The 15362-nt window shown below is 64.5% G+C and carries 18 protein-coding genes; 11 read left to right on the forward strand and 7 right to left on the reverse strand.

Going from position 1 to position 15362, the window contains the following annotated elements:
• The first annotated feature begins 42 nt into the window (after nucleotides 1-42).
• Nucleotides 43-435 carry a VOC family protein gene (locus ACEN9H_RS01150; RefSeq protein ID WP_413673493.1) on the forward strand — a complete coding sequence of 131 codons (393 nt, stop codon included), beginning with the start codon at nucleotides 43-45 and terminating at the stop codon, nucleotides 433-435.
• Here ACEN9H_RS01150 and ACEN9H_RS01155 read toward each other — a convergent pair.
• The 4 genes from ACEN9H_RS01155 to moaC form a co-directional block, all read right to left on the reverse strand.
• Nucleotides 432-836, reverse strand: coding sequence for a hypothetical protein (locus tag ACEN9H_RS01155; protein ID WP_413673494.1), 405 nt, complete (start codon nucleotides 834-836; stop codon nucleotides 432-434). The two genes, ACEN9H_RS01150 and ACEN9H_RS01155, sit on opposite strands and share 4 nt — an antisense overlap.
• A gap of 1 nt (nucleotide 837) precedes the next feature.
• Nucleotides 838-1362, reverse strand: coding sequence for a penicillin-insensitive murein endopeptidase (locus ACEN9H_RS01160; protein WP_413673495.1), 525 nt, complete (start codon nucleotides 1360-1362; stop codon nucleotides 838-840).
• Between the two features lie 11 nt (nucleotides 1363-1373).
• Nucleotides 1374-1865, reverse strand: a complete 492-nt coding sequence (locus ACEN9H_RS01165) for an Hcp family type VI secretion system effector (protein WP_413673496.1) — start codon at nucleotides 1863-1865, stop codon at nucleotides 1374-1376.
• Nucleotides 1866-2102: 237 nt separating this feature from the next.
• Nucleotides 2103-2588, reverse strand: a complete 486-nt coding sequence (gene moaC, locus ACEN9H_RS01170; protein ID WP_056124673.1) for a cyclic pyranopterin monophosphate synthase MoaC — start codon at nucleotides 2586-2588, stop codon at nucleotides 2103-2105.
• A 96-nt stretch (nucleotides 2589-2684) separates the two neighbouring features.
• Here moaC and ACEN9H_RS01175 point away from each other — a divergent pair, with 96 nt between their 5' ends.
• Nucleotides 2685-4280 (forward strand): M48 family metalloprotease, encoded by a 1596-nt coding sequence (locus ACEN9H_RS01175; RefSeq protein ID WP_413673497.1) that lies wholly within the window; start codon nucleotides 2685-2687, stop codon nucleotides 4278-4280.
• A 104-nt stretch (nucleotides 4281-4384) separates the two neighbouring features.
• Here ACEN9H_RS01175 and ACEN9H_RS01180 read toward each other — a convergent pair whose 3' ends face one another.
• The 3 genes from ACEN9H_RS01180 to ACEN9H_RS01190 are packed head-to-tail and all read right to left on the reverse strand — an operon-like array spanning nucleotide 4385 to nucleotide 6211.
• Nucleotides 4385-4987 carry a DUF2946 family protein gene (locus tag ACEN9H_RS01180; protein ID WP_413673498.1) on the reverse strand — a complete coding sequence of 201 codons (603 nt, stop codon included), beginning with the start codon at nucleotides 4985-4987 and terminating at the stop codon, nucleotides 4385-4387.
• A 3-nt stretch (nucleotides 4988-4990) separates the two neighbouring features.
• Complete coding sequence (locus ACEN9H_RS01185) at nucleotides 4991-5992, reverse strand: YheT family hydrolase (protein WP_413673499.1); 1002 nt, start codon at nucleotides 5990-5992, stop codon at nucleotides 4991-4993.
• Between the two features lie 24 nt (nucleotides 5993-6016).
• Nucleotides 6017-6211, reverse strand: coding sequence for a zinc-finger domain-containing protein (locus ACEN9H_RS01190; RefSeq protein WP_036236204.1), 195 nt, complete (start codon nucleotides 6209-6211; stop codon nucleotides 6017-6019).
• A gap of 224 nt (nucleotides 6212-6435) precedes the next feature.
• Here ACEN9H_RS01190 and ACEN9H_RS01195 point away from each other — a divergent pair, with 224 nt between their 5' ends.
• The 9 genes from ACEN9H_RS01195 to ACEN9H_RS01235 all read left to right on the forward strand — a co-directional run bounded on the left by ACEN9H_RS01195 (nucleotide 6436) and on the right by ACEN9H_RS01235 (nucleotide 15355).
• Complete coding sequence (locus ACEN9H_RS01195) at nucleotides 6436-7179, forward strand: AzlC family ABC transporter permease (RefSeq protein ID WP_413673500.1); 744 nt, start codon at nucleotides 6436-6438, stop codon at nucleotides 7177-7179.
• Entirely contained in the window at nucleotides 7172-7516 is a 345-nt protein-coding gene (locus ACEN9H_RS01200) for an AzlD domain-containing protein (protein ID WP_056124661.1), read from the forward strand. The genes ACEN9H_RS01195 and ACEN9H_RS01200 overlap by 8 nt, the downstream gene beginning before the upstream one ends.
• A gap of 40 nt (nucleotides 7517-7556) precedes the next feature.
• Nucleotides 7557-8762: a phosphoglycerate kinase gene (locus ACEN9H_RS01205; protein ID WP_413381757.1), complete on the forward strand. Its 1206-nt coding sequence runs from the start codon at nucleotides 7557-7559 to the stop codon at nucleotides 8760-8762.
• A 58-nt stretch (nucleotides 8763-8820) separates the two neighbouring features.
• Nucleotides 8821-10269, forward strand: a complete 1449-nt coding sequence (gene pyk, locus ACEN9H_RS01210; RefSeq protein WP_160409475.1) for a pyruvate kinase — start codon at nucleotides 8821-8823, stop codon at nucleotides 10267-10269.
• Nucleotides 10270-10430: 161 nt separating this feature from the next.
• A complete protein-coding gene (fba, locus tag ACEN9H_RS01215; protein WP_056124652.1) occupies nucleotides 10431-11495 on the forward strand; it encodes a class II fructose-bisphosphate aldolase in 1065 nt (354 codons plus the stop codon).
• A 243-nt stretch (nucleotides 11496-11738) separates the two neighbouring features.
• A complete protein-coding gene (locus ACEN9H_RS01220; protein WP_413673501.1) occupies nucleotides 11739-12635 on the forward strand; it encodes a phosphoribosylaminoimidazolesuccinocarboxamide synthase in 897 nt (298 codons plus the stop codon).
• Nucleotide 12636: 1 nt separating this feature from the next.
• Nucleotides 12637-13143 (forward strand): 5-(carboxyamino)imidazole ribonucleotide mutase, encoded by a 507-nt coding sequence (gene purE, locus ACEN9H_RS01225; RefSeq protein WP_036236192.1) that lies wholly within the window; start codon nucleotides 12637-12639, stop codon nucleotides 13141-13143.
• Nucleotides 13143-14333, forward strand: coding sequence for a 5-(carboxyamino)imidazole ribonucleotide synthase (locus ACEN9H_RS01230; protein ID WP_413673502.1), 1191 nt, complete (start codon nucleotides 13143-13145; stop codon nucleotides 14331-14333). The genes purE and ACEN9H_RS01230 overlap by 1 nt, the downstream gene beginning before the upstream one ends.
• Entirely contained in the window at nucleotides 14330-15355 is a 1026-nt protein-coding gene (locus ACEN9H_RS01235) for an L-threonylcarbamoyladenylate synthase (protein WP_413673503.1), read from the forward strand. Before ACEN9H_RS01230 ends, ACEN9H_RS01235 begins: the two co-directional genes overlap by 4 nt.
• Nucleotides 15356-15362 lie beyond the last annotated feature (7 nt).

A 15362-nucleotide genomic window follows, 5' to 3' on the forward strand; every position in this document is an offset into this window, starting at 1 on the left:
TGACAGAATTGTTCAGTTTCGTGTGAACACTGGGAGACGCAGATGGACGAACGATACAAACCGGATGGCTATAACGCGGTATCGCCGTATTTGCTCGTGAAGGATGTGCGCGCCATGCTCGATTTCCTCGCCCACGCGTTCGGCGCGACCGAGCTGCGGCGCCAGCCGGACGCCGACGGCGGGATCCGGCACGCGGAGGTCAGGATCGGGGATTCCGTGGTGATGATGGGATGCCGGCCGGGGGGCGAGCTGATCGCCTCGGTGCACGTGTATGTCGAGGATGTCGACCGGGTCTATGCGCGGGCGCTGGACCATGGCGCAACCAGCTTGTCCGAGCCGCGCGACCAGCCGTATGGGGACCGGACGGCGGGGGTGCAGGACGCGCAGGGGAATTACTGGTGGGTCGGGACGCGGTTGCGTGGGAGCGGTAGCTAGCAACTCACGGTTCCGACGCTGTCCCCAGTCCGAAGATCGAGACCGATCCAGCATCGATAGGGGCCATCTTTCGTTCCCTTGTCCTGCGCGGTGTAGCTGCAATGAAGGCCTTTTTTTTCCCGCATCCGGTCGCCCGATTCTCCGGTACATGTTTCGGGCAGGTCCGGACCAATGGAATCGAAAATGTCTTTCGCAGACTTGCCATCGACGAGAACTGTCAGCTTGCGATCGTTCGCCGTTGCCGGCGTGCGATCTGAAACGATGCCGGAATGGACTTTGTAGATTGCCCCTTGCATTGGTTTCCAGAGACGGTACGGATCGGAAGACGGGTCGGCAGCATGGGCGAGCGACAGCGCGATTGCCGTCGCGCCCAAGGTAAGTAAGGTTATCGTTTTGCGCATGTCAGCCCCGTAGCTTCACATGAAAATGATGGTCGTGATTCGTGGCCTTTTTGACGAACGGGATATCGGGGCCGTTAAACAATACAAAAGCGACTGGAGCAAATGTTCTGAACATCTCGATCAGCTTTGCTGTGCCTTGTTTGTCATATTCCGCATCCCACCAGAACACCGGAAGTTCGAGACCGTCCTTGCGTAGCGGCCGCACATCAACCTCCAGCCCGCTCATATGTGAGTTGTGATCCGGGGTTCTCCTGCCGTCCGGGAGGCTGATGTCGCCGATACCGATACGTCGCTTATCGATGGACTGCCACTCCAGCGCCACACGAAGCACGGCCGTCATCATGATCGGGTGAGCGTACTGATAGGCGCCCTTAGCCGGCTTTTTGTAGAGATCACCATACACATAGTAGCCCGAGTCCATAGGCGCTTGTGGAAGCATGAAGAAGCCTCGCGAATCCTGCGTCGGGCGAGGACGGATCGGGTCGGGGCACTTGTCGTCGTCTTCGGTCGTCCATTCGGTAGGCATGGGTAGCCTCCTCAGGCGCATTTGTTGCAAGCCAGATCCCAGCCGCCCGTGGTCGATCCACCGGCGCCCCCGCCGATTTTCTGCTGCGTGTACCACCATTTGATCTTGGAGAAGCGCAGTCCGATTTCGTCATGCAGAATGCCGCCCCCATGCACCATTTGCTCCATGTTGGCGATCATGACGTTTTCTAACTCGACCTGGTAATACTTGACGCGGGCACCATCGCCATCAGCGCGCATGAACTCCAGCTTGGCCTTCGGGATCGTTTTACCCATCGAGCAGGTCTGCATCAGAACGGGGGAGGCGAGGTCCGCAAGCTTACTGATTGCGAGGGTGCGGTGCTCGCAGCGTTCCGCAGTATGGCCGCCTCCTGTGGATGCGGTTGCGCTACGGGGCTGTGTGACGCCCCATTGTGCCGAAGTCAGCTCGATCCATCCTTGGTGAGCAGAGTCTGCTGACTCGCCCTTGATTCCATCGATACTCAGATAAACGTCAGTAGCCATGCTTCTCTCCGGTACAAGTTGAGGGAAGCGAGTATTTTCGACCGGGCCGCTGGCGCCGTCATTGGTAACTGTCAAGTGAAGTGAAGGGGAAAAATCAAGTCTCAAGAATGGGGTTTCTGGAATTTTCTTCGATTATTAAACGGGTTCCCGTGCGGACGAATCTTCTGTCGTTGACCGACTCTTGAAGAGTGGCCAGCTACGGATGGGCATATAACCCAACGAGTCTAAACACATTAATCACACCGCCGCCGTCCAGTCGCCCGACTTGCCGCCATGCTTCTCCAGCACCCGCACATTGGTCATGACCATGCCCCGATCCGCCGCCTTGCACATGTCATAAATGGTCAGCAAGCCAACCTGCACGGAAGTGAGCGCCTCCATCTCGACCCCGGTCTTGCCGTAGGTCTCCACCTGCGCCCGGCAGTGCACGCTGTTGTTCGCCGCGTCGATCTCGAAATCGACGGCGACCCGCGTGATGGCCAGCGGATGGCACAGGGGGATGAGGTCGCTCGTTCGCTTGGCCGCCATGATGGCCGCGATGCGCGCCACGCCCAGCACGTCGCCTTTCTTGGCCGAGCCCGACGTCACCAGTTCCAGGGTGGCCGGAAGCATGCGGATGGTGCCGGCGGCGACGGCGATGCGGTGGGTCGCATCCTTGGCGCCGACGTCGACCATGTGGGCTTGTCCGGTGGCGTCGAAGTGGGTCAGGGGGGATGTTGTCATGTTGTCGAGGGAACGAAGTAACAAAATATGGCCCAGCAGTAGCGATGGCCGGGAAGCGGTTATCATAGCATCGTGAAACCTAACCCGATTTCAGCGATGTTGCAGCTTTCACCAAGGTGGCCCTGGCGCCGTGTCGCCGCCGCCGTCGGCCTGGTCGTGGCCACCGCCGGCGCGTTTGCCGCCCCTACCGTCCCCGTCCTGCGCGGCAGCGCCGATACGACCGCGTTGCCGACGCTCGGCGATACCGCGCGTGCCGACTTGTCGCCCTTCCTGGAGCGCAAGCTGGGCGAGGAGATCATGAACGATATCCGGCGTGATCCCGATTACCTGGACGACGACGCGATCATCGAGTTCCTGAACAATTTCGGCGAAAACCTCGTGTCGTTCGCGCCCGGCGCACGCGGCGAGACGAATGCCGATTTCTTCTTCTTTGCCGTGCGCGATCCGATGATCAACGCGTTCGCGCTGCCCGGCGGCTTCATCGGCGTGCACTCGCAGTTGATCATCTCGGCGCAGAACGAGTCGGAACTGGCCTCCGTGCTGTCGCACGAGATCGGCCACGTGCAGCAGCGCCACATCGCGCGCATGATCGGCCAGCAGAAGCAGGATGCGCTGTTGCCCCTGGCCGCGCTGCTGCTGGCGGCGCTCGTCGGCAAGGCCGGTGGCGGGGCCGATGCGGCGATGGGCGTCATGCTGGGCGGGCAAGGTCTCGCCATCCAGCGCCAGCTGAATTTCAGCCGCGACGCCGAGCGCGAGGCCGACCGCGTCGGCTTCCAGACGATGCGCGCGGCCGGCTACGACACGTCGGGCATGGTGGCGTTCTTCAAGCGCCTGCAGAGCACGACGCGCGTCTATGGCGAGGCGCCTGCCTGGCTCAGCAGCCACCCGCTGACGGGCGAGCGCATCGCCGACATCCAGGCGCGCATCCGCGACAATCCGAAGGTGATGCACATCCGGCCGGACAGCATCGAATTCCACCTCGTCCGCGCCCGCGCGCGCGTGCTGCAGGACGAAAGTCAGAAGGGGCGCGACGAAGCGAAATCCACGTTCGACAGCCAGCTGGCCCAGCCGAACACGCAGCAGCAGACGGCCGCGATGTACGGCCTGTCGTTCCTCGCGCTGAAGCAGGGCGACCTGAAAGGGGCGCAGAGCTGGCTCGATAAGGCGAAGGCATCGACCAGGCCGCGTCCCGGCGTGTTTTCGAGCGAGCGCAGCGGCACGGACGGCAGCGCCATGTTCGCCGCCCTCGGCACCGAGATCAAGCTGGCGCCGGGGCAGCCGCCCGCCGTCGTCCACCAGGCCGTGCAGGATGCGGAAGCCGCGTACCAGAAATTCCCGCTGTCGCGCATGCTGGCGCGCCAGTATGCCGACGCGCTGATCGCGGACGGCCAGCTGGACAAGGCGGCCCAGTTCCTGCGCGACCAGGTGCAGCAATACCGCGAAGAGCCCAAGCTGTACGACCAGCTCGCCAAAGCGTATGCGGCCCAGGGCAAGATCGCGCTGCAGCACATGGCGCTGGCCGAATCGTATGTGCTGTCGGGCGCGTTGCCGGCGGCCGTCGACCAGCTCAATCTCGCGCGCAAGGCGAAGGATGTGTCGTTCTACGACCAGGCCGTGATCGATGCGCGCGAGCGCGAGCTGAACGAGCGGCAGAAGGACGAGAAGAAAGAGAAGAAGGACAAGGATCGGTAACCCAAAACCATGTCGCCCCTGCGAAGGCAGGGGCCTGATTTTGCGTGAGCGACCTACCCAAAAATTCGGTTCCCGCCTTCGCGGGATCGACGTTCACATGTTATCTATTTTTGCCCTTGCAGCAAGTCCGGCCGCCGCACGAATCCGAAGCGTGCCGGCACCTCGTCCGCCGGCAGCCGTCCCACCGCAATACGCCCGTCCTGCCAGCGCAGCGCCAGCTCTCCGGCGCCGCCTGCCATCCACGCCATCAAGTCGTCGTCCGACGCAGGCCGCCCATCCAGTTCGAACGCCTGCAGCAATTGCGCCACGTCGCGGTCGTCCAACTGGGCCACCGTCGGACCAGCACGCAGCACGATGCCGCCGGCGTCCGTCATGAACGCTTCTTCCGGCGCGCCCAGCGTCTGCCCCGTGTGCAGCACGAGGCCCTGTGCCGGATCCGTGCGCGCGATGAAGGGCGTCGTCTCGAGGTTGATGTACACGCGCTGCGGACCGTTCTGGAAATACCAGCAGCCGCGCTCATCCGATAAATAATTGCGGGCGATGAAGCCGACCAGTGCGGCATTCGTCAGCTTGTCGCCAGGGGTGCCCGCGCGCTGGGCCGCCTCGTCGCGCATGCGCCAGGCGCCGCGCGCGTCCAGTGCCAGCCAGCCGTAGCAGTACGGCACGTTCGGCCACTTGGCCATTGCCTGTTTTACGATGTCGTCCATGGTTCAAGCTTCGCACAGCCGCGCGGGCGCGGGCGCGCGCATGGCCGTATCGTCGAAAAATGTCAGGATGCGTTGCGGCAGCCAGTCGAGCCGCCCCGGGAAGGGACCGACGGAAAAGCCGACGTGACCGCCCGTCTCGGGATACTCCAGGGTCACCGCGTGTGCAGCTGTCCGCGGCAGGTGCCGGCCGGGCAGGAACGGGTCGTTCTGCGCATTCAGCACGAGCGTCGGCACGACGATGTCGTGCAGGACGTGGCGGGCGCTGGCGCGGTGCCAGTAATCGTCCGTGTCGCGGTAACCGTGCAGCGGGGCGGTGACGACGTTGTCGAAACTGTATAAATCGTTCGCGGCGAGCAGGCGGTCGCGGTCGAACAGGCCGGGAAAGCGTTCCAGCTTGGCCAATGCCTTCGGCTTCAGCGTCTGCAGGAACATGCGCGTGTACAGGCGGTTGAAGCCGGCCGACAGCGCGGCGCCGCCGGCCGCCAGGTCGAGCGGGGCGGAGATGGCCACGGCGGCATCGACGATGCCCGCGCCATGGCCCTGTTCACCGAGCCAGCGCAGCAGAGCGTTGCCGCCCAGCGAGACGCCGGCCACGTAGAACGGCCCGGAATGGCGGGGGCGCAGACGGCGGATGATCCAGTCGAGTTCTTCGGCGTCGCCGGAGTGGTAGAAGCGGGGCGCGAGGTTCGGCTCGCCCGAGCAGCCGCGAAAATGCGGGATCGCGCCATGCCAGCCGCGCGCTTTGGCGGCCGCCATCAGCGACCGCGCGTAATGGCTGTCCGACGACCCTTCCAGGCCATGGAACAGCAGTACGCAGGGAGAAGCAGGGGAAGCGCCGTCGACGAGGTCGACGTCGATGAAATCCTGGCCGCAGGGGGTGTTCCAGCGTTCGCGCCGGTAGGCGACGGCCGGCTTGCGGATGCAGACGGCGGGATAAATCGTCTGCAGGTCACCGCCCGGCAGCCACCACGGCGCCTGGTAGCCTGCTGCGCCCGCTTGGTTCACGGCAAGCTCCCGACAGGAAAGAAATCAGTGATGCGCCAGCACGGTGCCCGGCTTCAGGCGGTACTGGGTGCCGCAGTACGGGCACTTTGCGTTGCCGTCATGATCGAAGTCCAGGAACACGCGCGGGTGCGACGACCACAGCGGCATGGCAGGGTTCGGGCAATAGGCCGGCAGGTCCTTGGCTTCCAGTTCCACGACCGGGATGGTCTTGTCGTTCATTCATTTCTCCGTCAGCTAATAGGTAGGGAAACACAGCATTCCCAAAACCACGATTCTAACGGATTCGACCTGATTGCCGGAATGGTCCGGTAGAATAGCAACCTTAATACTGTCGAGTAGAATTTCCGACAGGGAAATCTACGCGCATTTTCACGCCCTCGTTTCATGTCCGAACGCAGCCTGTCCGCCATGCTTGTCGACCGCTTTTGTTGCAGGAACGCGACATGAGCGGAGTGCGCATGGAGAGTGGCAACGATGTCGACGGGCACGACCCCGTCGCCTGGCGCGAGGGTTTCCAGGTCGGCCTGCCCACGCTGTTCGGCCTCGGCGCATGGGGCATCGTGGTCGGGGTCGCCATGGTCAAGAGCGGCCTCACGGTGCTGCAAGCCAGCGCCATGACGCTGATCGTGTATTCCGGTTCGGCGCAGCTTGCATCGCTGCCGCTGATCGTCACCGGCGCCCCCATCGGCGTCATCTTCGCCACCGCCTTCGTCGTCAACCTGCGGTTCGTCATCTTTTCCGCGCTGCTCGCCCCCCATTTCTCGCACCTGCCGGTGGTGCAGCGTTTTTATCTTGGCCATATCTCCGGCGACCTGACCACCGCGCTCTTCCTGCAGCGCTACCCCCGCACGGCGCCCGAACGGGGCAAGCTGTCGTTCCTGAAGGGCTTGTTGTATCCGAGCTGGGTCGCGTGGCAGGTCGGCACGTTCATCGGCATCTTCCTGGGCAGCGCCGTGCCGACGGAATGGCAGCTGGGCTTTGCCGGCACGCTCGCCATCCTGTGCATCCTCGTCCCGCTCGTCATGAACAGCGCGGCCCTGTGCGGCGTGCTCGTGGCGGGCATCGTGTCCGTGCTGGCGCATGGCCTGCCATACAAGCTGGGGCTGCTGCTTGCGGTTCTCGTCGGCATGGTCACCGCCATCGCCATCGAGGAAACGCAGGAACGCCGCAAGGTCCGCCATGGCTGACTGGGAAATCTGGACCGTCATCGTGGTGCTGGGTGTCGCCACCGCGTGCTGCCGCAGCGCCTTGTGGATGGTGGGCCACCGCGTGACGATTCCCCGGCGCGTGCAGGAAATGCTGCGCTATGCGCCCGCCTGCGCGCTGGCCGCGATCGTCGCGCCCGATTTCATGCTGGGGCCGCAGGGCGAGGTCGAGCTGGCCGTCACGAACCCGAAGCTCCTGGCCGGTATCATCTCGCTGGCCTACTACCTGTGGCGGCGGAACATGTTGCAGACCATCGTTATTGGCATGGTGGTATTTACTGTGCTGCGCGTTTCTGGTGTTTTCCATGGGGTCGGCTAAGGTAAAATAGCGTTTTTTAAACATTCCAAGATTGTTGACAATGGCCGTTCTCAATTTCACCCGCTTGCAAGACCTGATCGACCAAGACGCGCTGAAAGGCAAGCGCGTCTTCATCCGCGCCGACCTGAATGTCCCGCAGGACGACGCCGGCAACATTACGGAAGACACGCGCGTGCGTGCTTCGGTTCCCGCGATCCGCGCTGCGCTTGATGCGGGTGCGGCCGTGATGGTCACGTCGCACCTGGGCCGTCCGACCGAGGGCGAGTTCAAGCCGGAAGACAGCCTGGCGCCGGTCGCCAAACGCCTGTCCGAGCTGCTGGGCCAGCCGGTTGAACTGAAACAGAACTGGGTCGATGGCGTCGACGTCGCGCCGGGCCAGGTCGTGCTGCTGGAAAACTGCCGCGTCAACAAGGGCGAGAAGAAGAATTCGGACGAGCTGGCGCAGAAGATGGCCAAGCTGTGCGACATCTATGTGAATGACGCCTTCGGCACCGCGCACCGCGCCGAAGCGACCACGCACGGCATCGCGAAATTCGCGCCCGTGGTCGCCGCCGGTCCGCTGCTGGCGGCCGAGCTGGATGCGCTGGGCAAGGCCCTGGGCGCACCGCAGCGTCCGCTGCTGGCGATCGTCGCCGGCTCCAAGGTGTCGACCAAGCTGTCGATCCTGCAGAGCCTGGCCGACAAGGTCGACAACCTGATCGTGGGCGGCGGCATCGCCAACACGTTCATGAAGGCCGTGGGCCTGAACATCGGCAAGTCGCTGGCGGAAGCGGACCTCGTCGGCGAGGCGAAAACCATCATCGACAAGATGGCCGCCCGTGGCGCGACCGTGCCGATCCCGGTGGACGTCGTGTGCGCGAAGGAGTTTTCGCCGACCGCGGCCGCGACCGTCAAGGATGTCAAGGATGTGGCCGACGACGACATGATCCTGGACATCGGCCCGAAAACCGCGGCCCAGCTCGCCGAGCAGATCGCCAAGGCGGGCACCATCGTGTGGAACGGTCCGGTCGGCGTGTTCGAGTTCGACCAGTTCGCCGAAGGCACCAAGACCCTGGCCCAGGCCATCGCCGCATCGAAAGCCTTCTCGATCGCGGGCGGCGGCGACACCCTGGCTGCCATCGCAAAATACAATATTGCCGACCAAGTCGGCTATATCTCGACCGGTGGCGGCGCCTTCCTCGAGTTCCTCGAAGGTAAGACGCTTCCGGCGGTGGAGATCCTGCTGCAGCGTAGCGCTGCGAAATAACACCTCACGGTCACCGGCGCAGCCCACGGGCTGCGCTTTTCACTTCAAGGATAGATCAATGTCTCGTGGTACCAAGATCGTCGCAACCATCGGCCCCGCTTCCTCCGACTTCGATACGCTCGTCCGCATGATCCGCGCGGGCGTGGACATCGTGCGCCTGAATTTCTCGCACGGCCGCGCCCAGGACCATATCGACCGTGCCAACCTGGTGCGTCGCGCCGCGGCCGAGTGCGGCCGCGAAGTGGCGATCATGGCCGACATGCAGGGCCCGAAGATCCGCGTCGGCAAGTTCGAAGAAGGCAAGATCGTACTGAACAACGGTGACCGCTTCATCCTGGACGCCCGCTGGGGCGAGAACGGCGAGCTGGGCAACCAGGAACGCGTCGGCCTCGACTACAAGGCACTGCCGAACGACGTCCGTCCGGGCGACACGCTGCTGCTGAACGACGGCCTGATCGTGCTGATCGTCGAGCGCGTGGCCGGCAGCGAGATCCACACCATCGTCAAGGTGGGCGGCGATCTGTCCAACAACAAGGGCATCAACCGCATGGGCGGCGGCCTGACGGCGCCGGCGCTGACCGCGAAGGACATGGAGGACATCAAGACCGCGATGACCTTCCAGGCCGACTACCTGGCGATCTCGTTCCCGAAAACGGCGACCGACATGGAAATGGCGCGCCAGCTGGCGAACATCGCCGGCGAGCCGTTCGGCCACAAGCCGATGATGATCGCGAAGATCGAGCGCGCGGAAGCAATTCCCGTGCTGCAAGAGATCCTGGACGCCTCCGACGGCATCATGGTCGCCCGCGGCGACCTCGCCGTCGAGGTGGGCAACGCGGCCGTGCCGGCGCTGCAGAAGCGCATGATCCGCATGGCGCGCGATTGCAACAAGCTGGCGATCACCGCCACGCAGATGATGGAGTCGATGATCGTCAACGCCGTGCCGACCCGCGCCGAAGTGTCGGACGTGGCCAACGCCGTGCTGGACGGCACCGACGCCGTGATGACGTCGGCCGAGACCGCCGCCGGCAAGTGGCCGGTCGAGACGGTCGAGATGATGTCCGCGATCTGCGTCGAAGCGGAACGTTCCGAATACAACAAGCTGGAAGCCGACTTCCTGAACGTGCAGTTCACCCGCATCGACCAGTCGATCGCGTACGGCGCCCTGTTCACCGCGCACCACCTGCGCGTGAAGGCGATCGTGGCGCTGACCGAGTCCGGTTCGACCGCGCTGTGGATGAGCCGCCACCGCGTCGACACCCCGATCTTCGCCCTGACGCCAAGCGTCACCACCCAACGCAAGGTTGCGTTGTATCGTAACGTGCATGCGTACCACCTGACGCAGCGCGGCGATAGCAGTGCCGTCCTGAAACAGGCGGAAGACTTGCTGGTGGCCAACGGCATCGTCAAGAAGGGCGACACGATCGTCGTCACGTGGGGCGAGCCGATGGGCCAGGTCGGCGGTACGAACGCGCTTAAGATCGTTCGCGTCGGTGAATTCAATTAAGAGGGAGCTCAACACCTGAGCGCGCGGCCGCAACCGCGGCCGCGCCAGACTGTCGAACGGATGATGTGCATGGCTGACGCGCCTTCGCGCGAGGCCAGACGCACGCACGCGCAGAAGGTGTGAGACCCGGAAAGGTTTCTTTATTCCTATGGAGCTAAACCATGGCACTCGTATCAATGCGTCAACTGCTGGACCACGCCGCCGAACACGGCTACGGCCTCCCGGCGTTTAACGTCAACAACCTGGAGCAGGTCCAGGCCATCATGGCCGCGGCCGACCAGACCGGCAGCCCGGTGATCATGCAGGCTTCGGCCGGCGCCCGCAAATATGCCGGCGAAGCGTTCCTGCGCCACCTGATCGACGCCGCCGTCGAAGCCTACCCGCACATTCCCGTCGTCATGCACCAGGACCACGGCCAGTCGCCGGCCGTCTGCATGGCCGCGATCCGTTCGGGCTTCACCTCCGTCATGATGGACGGCTCGCTGGAAGCGGACGGCAAGTCCGTCGCCTCCTACGACTACAACGTCGAGGTGTCGAAGGAAGTCGTCAAGTTCGCGCACTCGATCGGCGTGACCGTCGAAGCGGAACTGGGCGTGCTCGGTTCGCTGGAAACGATGAAGGGCGACAAGGAAGACGGCCACGGCGCGGACCGCACCATGACCCGCGAAGAGCTGCTGACCGACGTGGCACAGGCCGCCGACTTCGTCGCGCGCACCCAGTGCGATGCGCTGGCCATCGCCATCGGCACCTCGCACGGCGCCTATAAATTCACGCGCAAGCCGACCGGCGACATCCTCGCCATCGACCGCATCAAGGAAATCCACGCGCGCATCCCGAACACGCACCTCGTGATGCACGGTTCGTCGTCGGTCCCGCAGGAGCTGCTGGCGATCATCCGCGAATTCGGCGGCGACATGAAGGAAACGTATGGCGTGCCGGTCGAGGAAATCCAGGAAGGCATCAAGCACGGCGTCCGCAAGATTAATATCGACACGGACATCCGCCTGGCGATGACGGCCGCGATCCGCAAATACCTGTTCGAGAACCCGTCGAAATTCGACCCGCGCGACTACCTGAAGCCGGCCCGCGAAGCCGCGACGCAGATCTGCAAGGCACGCTATATCTCCTTCGGCTGCGAAGGCATGGCGGCCAAGATCAAGCCGATTCCGCTGGAGAAAATGGCGGAGCGCTACAAGGCGGGTGAGCTGGCGCAGATCGTTCAGTAATCCCCAAGCCGTCGTTCCCGCGAAGGCGGGAACCCATACTGAATCGCCAGATTCGGTAAGTTGAAAGCAGCGCGAGGCTTTTGAACACGAACTTCGGAACCTCAGCATGGGCCCCCGCTTTCGCGGGGGCGACGATTTCCACGCAATATTCGCGTAAAATATCGCTTTGGCACCGGCTCTCACTAGCCTTCGCCCATCCGACCGGCCTCTTCGCCGGTTTCGCTTTATCAAGATATCCCCTCTATGAAAAGCCTCTACCAATCCACTATTTCCTCCCTGCCATTGCTGGGCCATGGCAAGGTCCGTGACAACTACGCCGTCGGCGACGACAAGATCCTGATCGTCACGACCGACCGCCTGTCGGCCTTCGACGTCGTCATGAACGAACCGATCCCCGGCAAGGGTATGGTGCTGAACCAGATGAGCGATTTCTGGTTCGAAAAACTCGGCCACATCGTGCCGAACCACCTGACCGGCGTGGCGCCGGAATCCGTGGTCGCACCCGAGGAAGTGGAGCAGGTAAAAGGCCGCGCCGTCGTCGCCAAGCGCCTGAAGCCGATCCTCGTGGAAGCCGTCGTGCGCGGCTACATCATCGGTTCGGGCTGGAAGGATTACCAGGCGACCGGATCCGTCTGCGGCATCCAGCTGCCGGCCGGCCTGCGCCAGGCCGACAAGCTGCCCGTGCCGCTGTTCACCCCGGCCGCGAAAGCCGACCTGGGCGAGCACGACGAGAACATCAGCTTCGCCGACATGGAACAACGCATCGGTTCGGAACTGGCGAATAAAATCCGCGACATCAGCATCCAGCTGTACAAGACCGCCGCCGACTACGCCGCCACGCGCGGCATCATCATCGCCGACACCAAGTTCGAATTCGGCCTGGACGAGAACGGCGTGCTGCACCTGATGGACGAAGTCCTGACCGCCGATTCCTCGCGTTTCTGGCCGGCGGACTCGTACGCCCCGGACATGTCGCCGCCGTCGTTCGACAAGCAGTTCGTGCGTGACTACCTGGAAACGCTGAAGGACTGGAACAAGGCCCCGCCGGCACCGCCGCTGCCGCAGGACGTCATCGACAAGACCCAGGCCAAGTACTTCGAAGCCATCGAACGCCTGACCGGCGAGAAGCTGAAGGTCTGAGATGGCGGATCAGCAGAATAAGCCGCTGGTCGGCGTGATCATGGGCTCCAGCTCCGACTGGGACGTGATGCAGCACGCCTGCGCCATGCTGAAGCAGTTCGGCGTGCCGTTCGAGGCGCAGGTGATCTCGGCGCACCGCATGCCGGACGAGATGTTCGCGTACGCGGAATCCGCCCGTCGCCGCGGCCTGCGTGCCATCATCGCCGGTGCCGGCGGTGCCGCGCACCTGCCGGGCATGGTCGCCGCGAAGACGGTCGTGCCCGTGCTGGGTGTGCCCGTCCCGTCGAAATACCTGCGCGGCGAAGACTCGCTGCTGTCGATCGTGCAGATGCCGAAGGGCGTGCCCGTGTCGACGTTCGCCATCGGCGAAGCCGGCGCCGCGAATGCCGCGCTGACCGCGATCGCCATCATCGCCACCACCGACGACGCCCTGGCGGGCCAGCTTGAACAATTCCGCCAGCAACAGACCGCCGCCGCCAAGGCCATGACCCTGCCTGTGAACGACTGATGAGTAATACGAAGTCACTAGCCTATTTGCCGGAAGCCGCGGAACCTGCGTGGCTGGGCGTAATGGGCGGCGGCCAACTGGGCCGCATGTTTGCCCACGCCGCACAGGCGATGGGCTACCGCGTGGCCGTGCTGGAGCCGTCGGATGACTGCCCGGCCGGCCAGGTCGCCGAGCGCCTCGTCGAGGCCGGCTACGAAGATGCGGCCGGCCTGGATGCGCTGGCCGCGCAATGCGTCGCCGTCACGACGGAATTCGAAAACGTCCCGGCCGCCAGCCTGTCGCGCCTCGCGCAGCAGGTGTTCGTGGCGCCGAACGCGCACGGCGTGTCCGTCGCCCAGGACCGCATCGCGGAAAAATCCTTCTTCGTCGCCTGCGCAAGTAAATCCGGCGTGATGCCGGCGCCGCACAAGGTGATCGCAAGCGATGCCGACATCGACGCCATCGCCGACGACCTGCTGCCCGGCATCCTGAAAACGGTGCGCATGGGCTACGACGGCAAGGGCCAGGTGCGCGTGCGCACGCGCGAGGACGTCCGCGCCGCGTTCGAATCCATGGACCGCGTGACCTGTCTGCTGGAAAAGATGCTGCCGCTCGCGTATGAGGTGTCCGTGCTGACGGCGCGCGGCGCGGATGGCCAGTCGGTCGTCTACCCGATCGCGGAAAACGTGCACCGCGACGGCATCCTGTTCACGACGACCGTGCCGGGCCCGAACGTGTCCGCCGAATGCGCGCGCAAGGCGCAGGATGCGGCCCGTGCCATCGTGGCCGAGCTCGGTTATGTCGGCGTGTTGTGCATCGAATTCTTCGTGCTGGCGGACGGTTCGCTGGTCGTCAACGAGATGGCGCCGCGCCCGCACAACAGCGGCCACTACACGATCGACGCGTGCATCACGAGCCAGTTCGCGCAGCAGGTCCGTGCGATGGCGAAACTGCCGCTGGGCGACGTGCGCCAGCATTCGCCGGCCGTAATGCTGAACATCCTCGGCGACGTGTGGTTCGAGGGCGAGACTGTCCGTGAACCGGCGTGGGACCAGGTGCTGGCGCTGCCCGGCGCCAACCTGCACCTGTACGGCAAGACCGACCCGCGCCGCGGCCGCAAGATGGGCCACGTGACGTTCGTCGCGCCGACGCTGCAAGAGGCGCAAGCAAACTTTGCGCAGGCCTGCACCATCCTCGGGATCGCGCTGTGACCGATGTGATCAAAGCCGCCGCGCGCTCGCTCGAGGCCGGCCGCCTCGTCGCGCTGCCGACCGAGACCGTGTACGGCCTCGGCGCCGACGCGGAGAACCCGGCCGCGGTTGCCGCGATCTATGCCGCCAAGGGCCGCCCGCAGGATCACCCCGTGATCGTGCATGTGGCGCCCGGCGCGGACCTCGACTACTGGGCGACCGACATCCCGTCGGAAGCACGCCAGCTGGCCGACGCCTTCTGGCCCGGTCCGCTGACGATGATCCTGAAACGTGCGCCGCACATTCCGGACGCCGTCTCGGGCGGGCAGGACACGGTCGGCATCCGCTGCCCGTCGCATCCGGTGGCGATCGAACTGCTGCAGGCATTCAAGGGCGGGAAGGGCGGCATCGCGGCGCCATCCGCGAATAAATTCGGCGCCGTCAGCCCGACGACCGCGCAGCATGTGCGCGACGAGTTCGGCGACGACATCGGAGAACACGGTCGCATCGCCTTCGTGCTGGATGGCGGCCAGAGCGAGGTCGGCATCGAATCGACGATCGTCGACCTGTCGCGCCTGGCGACGCACGGCCCCGTGCTGCTGCGTCCGGGCCATATCTCGGCGGATGCCATCGCGGCCGTGATCGACCAGGTGCCGGCCCGTCCGGATGCCGCGGCACCCCGCGCCTCGGGCACGCTGGAATCGCATTACGCGCCGCACACGCCGGTCGCGATGCAGGACACGGCGACTCTGGCCGACACCTTGTCCAGGTTGCAAGAGGCGGGACGCAAGGTTGCGCTGATCCATTATTCGGATTTGGCCGCCACGCACGCTGCCGTCCGCCTGCCGGCCTCGCCGCAGGGCTTTGCGCACGCGTTGTACGCGGCGCTGCGCTCGATGGATGGCGCTGGCGCCGACGTCATCCTCGTCGAGGCGCCGCCGCAGGATGGACCATGGCTGGGCGTCAACGACCGCCTGCGCCGCGCCGCGCATGGTTCGACCGGCATCGTGCACGGGTTGATAAACAACACTACCGCGCTGTAATCAGTCG

The sequence above is a fragment of the Massilia cellulosiltytica genome (genome assembly GCF_047325105.1).
GTDB lineage: Bacteria > Pseudomonadota > Gammaproteobacteria > Burkholderiales > Burkholderiaceae_D > Telluria > Telluria orientalis.

Excerpts from the sequence above, each read along its gene's own strand:
- ACEN9H_RS01150 (WP_413673493.1), top strand. The coding sequence starts at position 43 with ATGGACGAACGATACAAACCGGATGGCTATAACGCGGTATCGCCGTAT.
- ACEN9H_RS01155 (WP_413673494.1), bottom strand. The coding sequence starts at position 836 with ATGCGCAAAACGATAACCTTACTTACCTTGGGCGCGACGGCAATCGCG.
- ACEN9H_RS01160 (WP_413673495.1), bottom strand. The coding sequence starts at position 1,362 with ATGCCTACCGAATGGACGACCGAAGACGACGACAAGTGCCCCGACCCG.
- ACEN9H_RS01165 (WP_413673496.1), bottom strand. The coding sequence starts at position 1,865 with ATGGCTACTGACGTTTATCTGAGTATCGATGGAATCAAGGGCGAGTCA.
- moaC (WP_056124673.1), bottom strand. The coding sequence starts at position 2,588 with ATGACAACATCCCCCCTGACCCACTTCGACGCCACCGGACAAGCCCAC.
- ACEN9H_RS01175 (WP_413673497.1), top strand. The coding sequence starts at position 2,685 with ATGTTGCAGCTTTCACCAAGGTGGCCCTGGCGCCGTGTCGCCGCCGCC.
- ACEN9H_RS01180 (WP_413673498.1), bottom strand. The coding sequence starts at position 4,987 with ATGGACGACATCGTAAAACAGGCAATGGCCAAGTGGCCGAACGTGCCG.
- ACEN9H_RS01190 (WP_036236204.1), bottom strand. The coding sequence starts at position 6,211 with ATGAACGACAAGACCATCCCGGTCGTGGAACTGGAAGCCAAGGACCTG.
- ACEN9H_RS01195 (WP_413673500.1), top strand. The coding sequence starts at position 6,436 with ATGAGCGGAGTGCGCATGGAGAGTGGCAACGATGTCGACGGGCACGAC.
- ACEN9H_RS01200 (WP_056124661.1), top strand. The coding sequence starts at position 7,172 with ATGGCTGACTGGGAAATCTGGACCGTCATCGTGGTGCTGGGTGTCGCC.
- ACEN9H_RS01205 (WP_413381757.1), top strand. The coding sequence starts at position 7,557 with ATGGCCGTTCTCAATTTCACCCGCTTGCAAGACCTGATCGACCAAGAC.
- pyk (WP_160409475.1), top strand. The coding sequence starts at position 8,821 with ATGTCTCGTGGTACCAAGATCGTCGCAACCATCGGCCCCGCTTCCTCC.
- fba (WP_056124652.1), top strand. The coding sequence starts at position 10,431 with ATGGCACTCGTATCAATGCGTCAACTGCTGGACCACGCCGCCGAACAC.
- ACEN9H_RS01220 (WP_413673501.1), top strand. The coding sequence starts at position 11,739 with ATGAAAAGCCTCTACCAATCCACTATTTCCTCCCTGCCATTGCTGGGC.
- purE (WP_036236192.1), top strand. The coding sequence starts at position 12,637 with ATGGCGGATCAGCAGAATAAGCCGCTGGTCGGCGTGATCATGGGCTCC.
- ACEN9H_RS01230 (WP_413673502.1), top strand. The coding sequence starts at position 13,143 with ATGAGTAATACGAAGTCACTAGCCTATTTGCCGGAAGCCGCGGAACCT.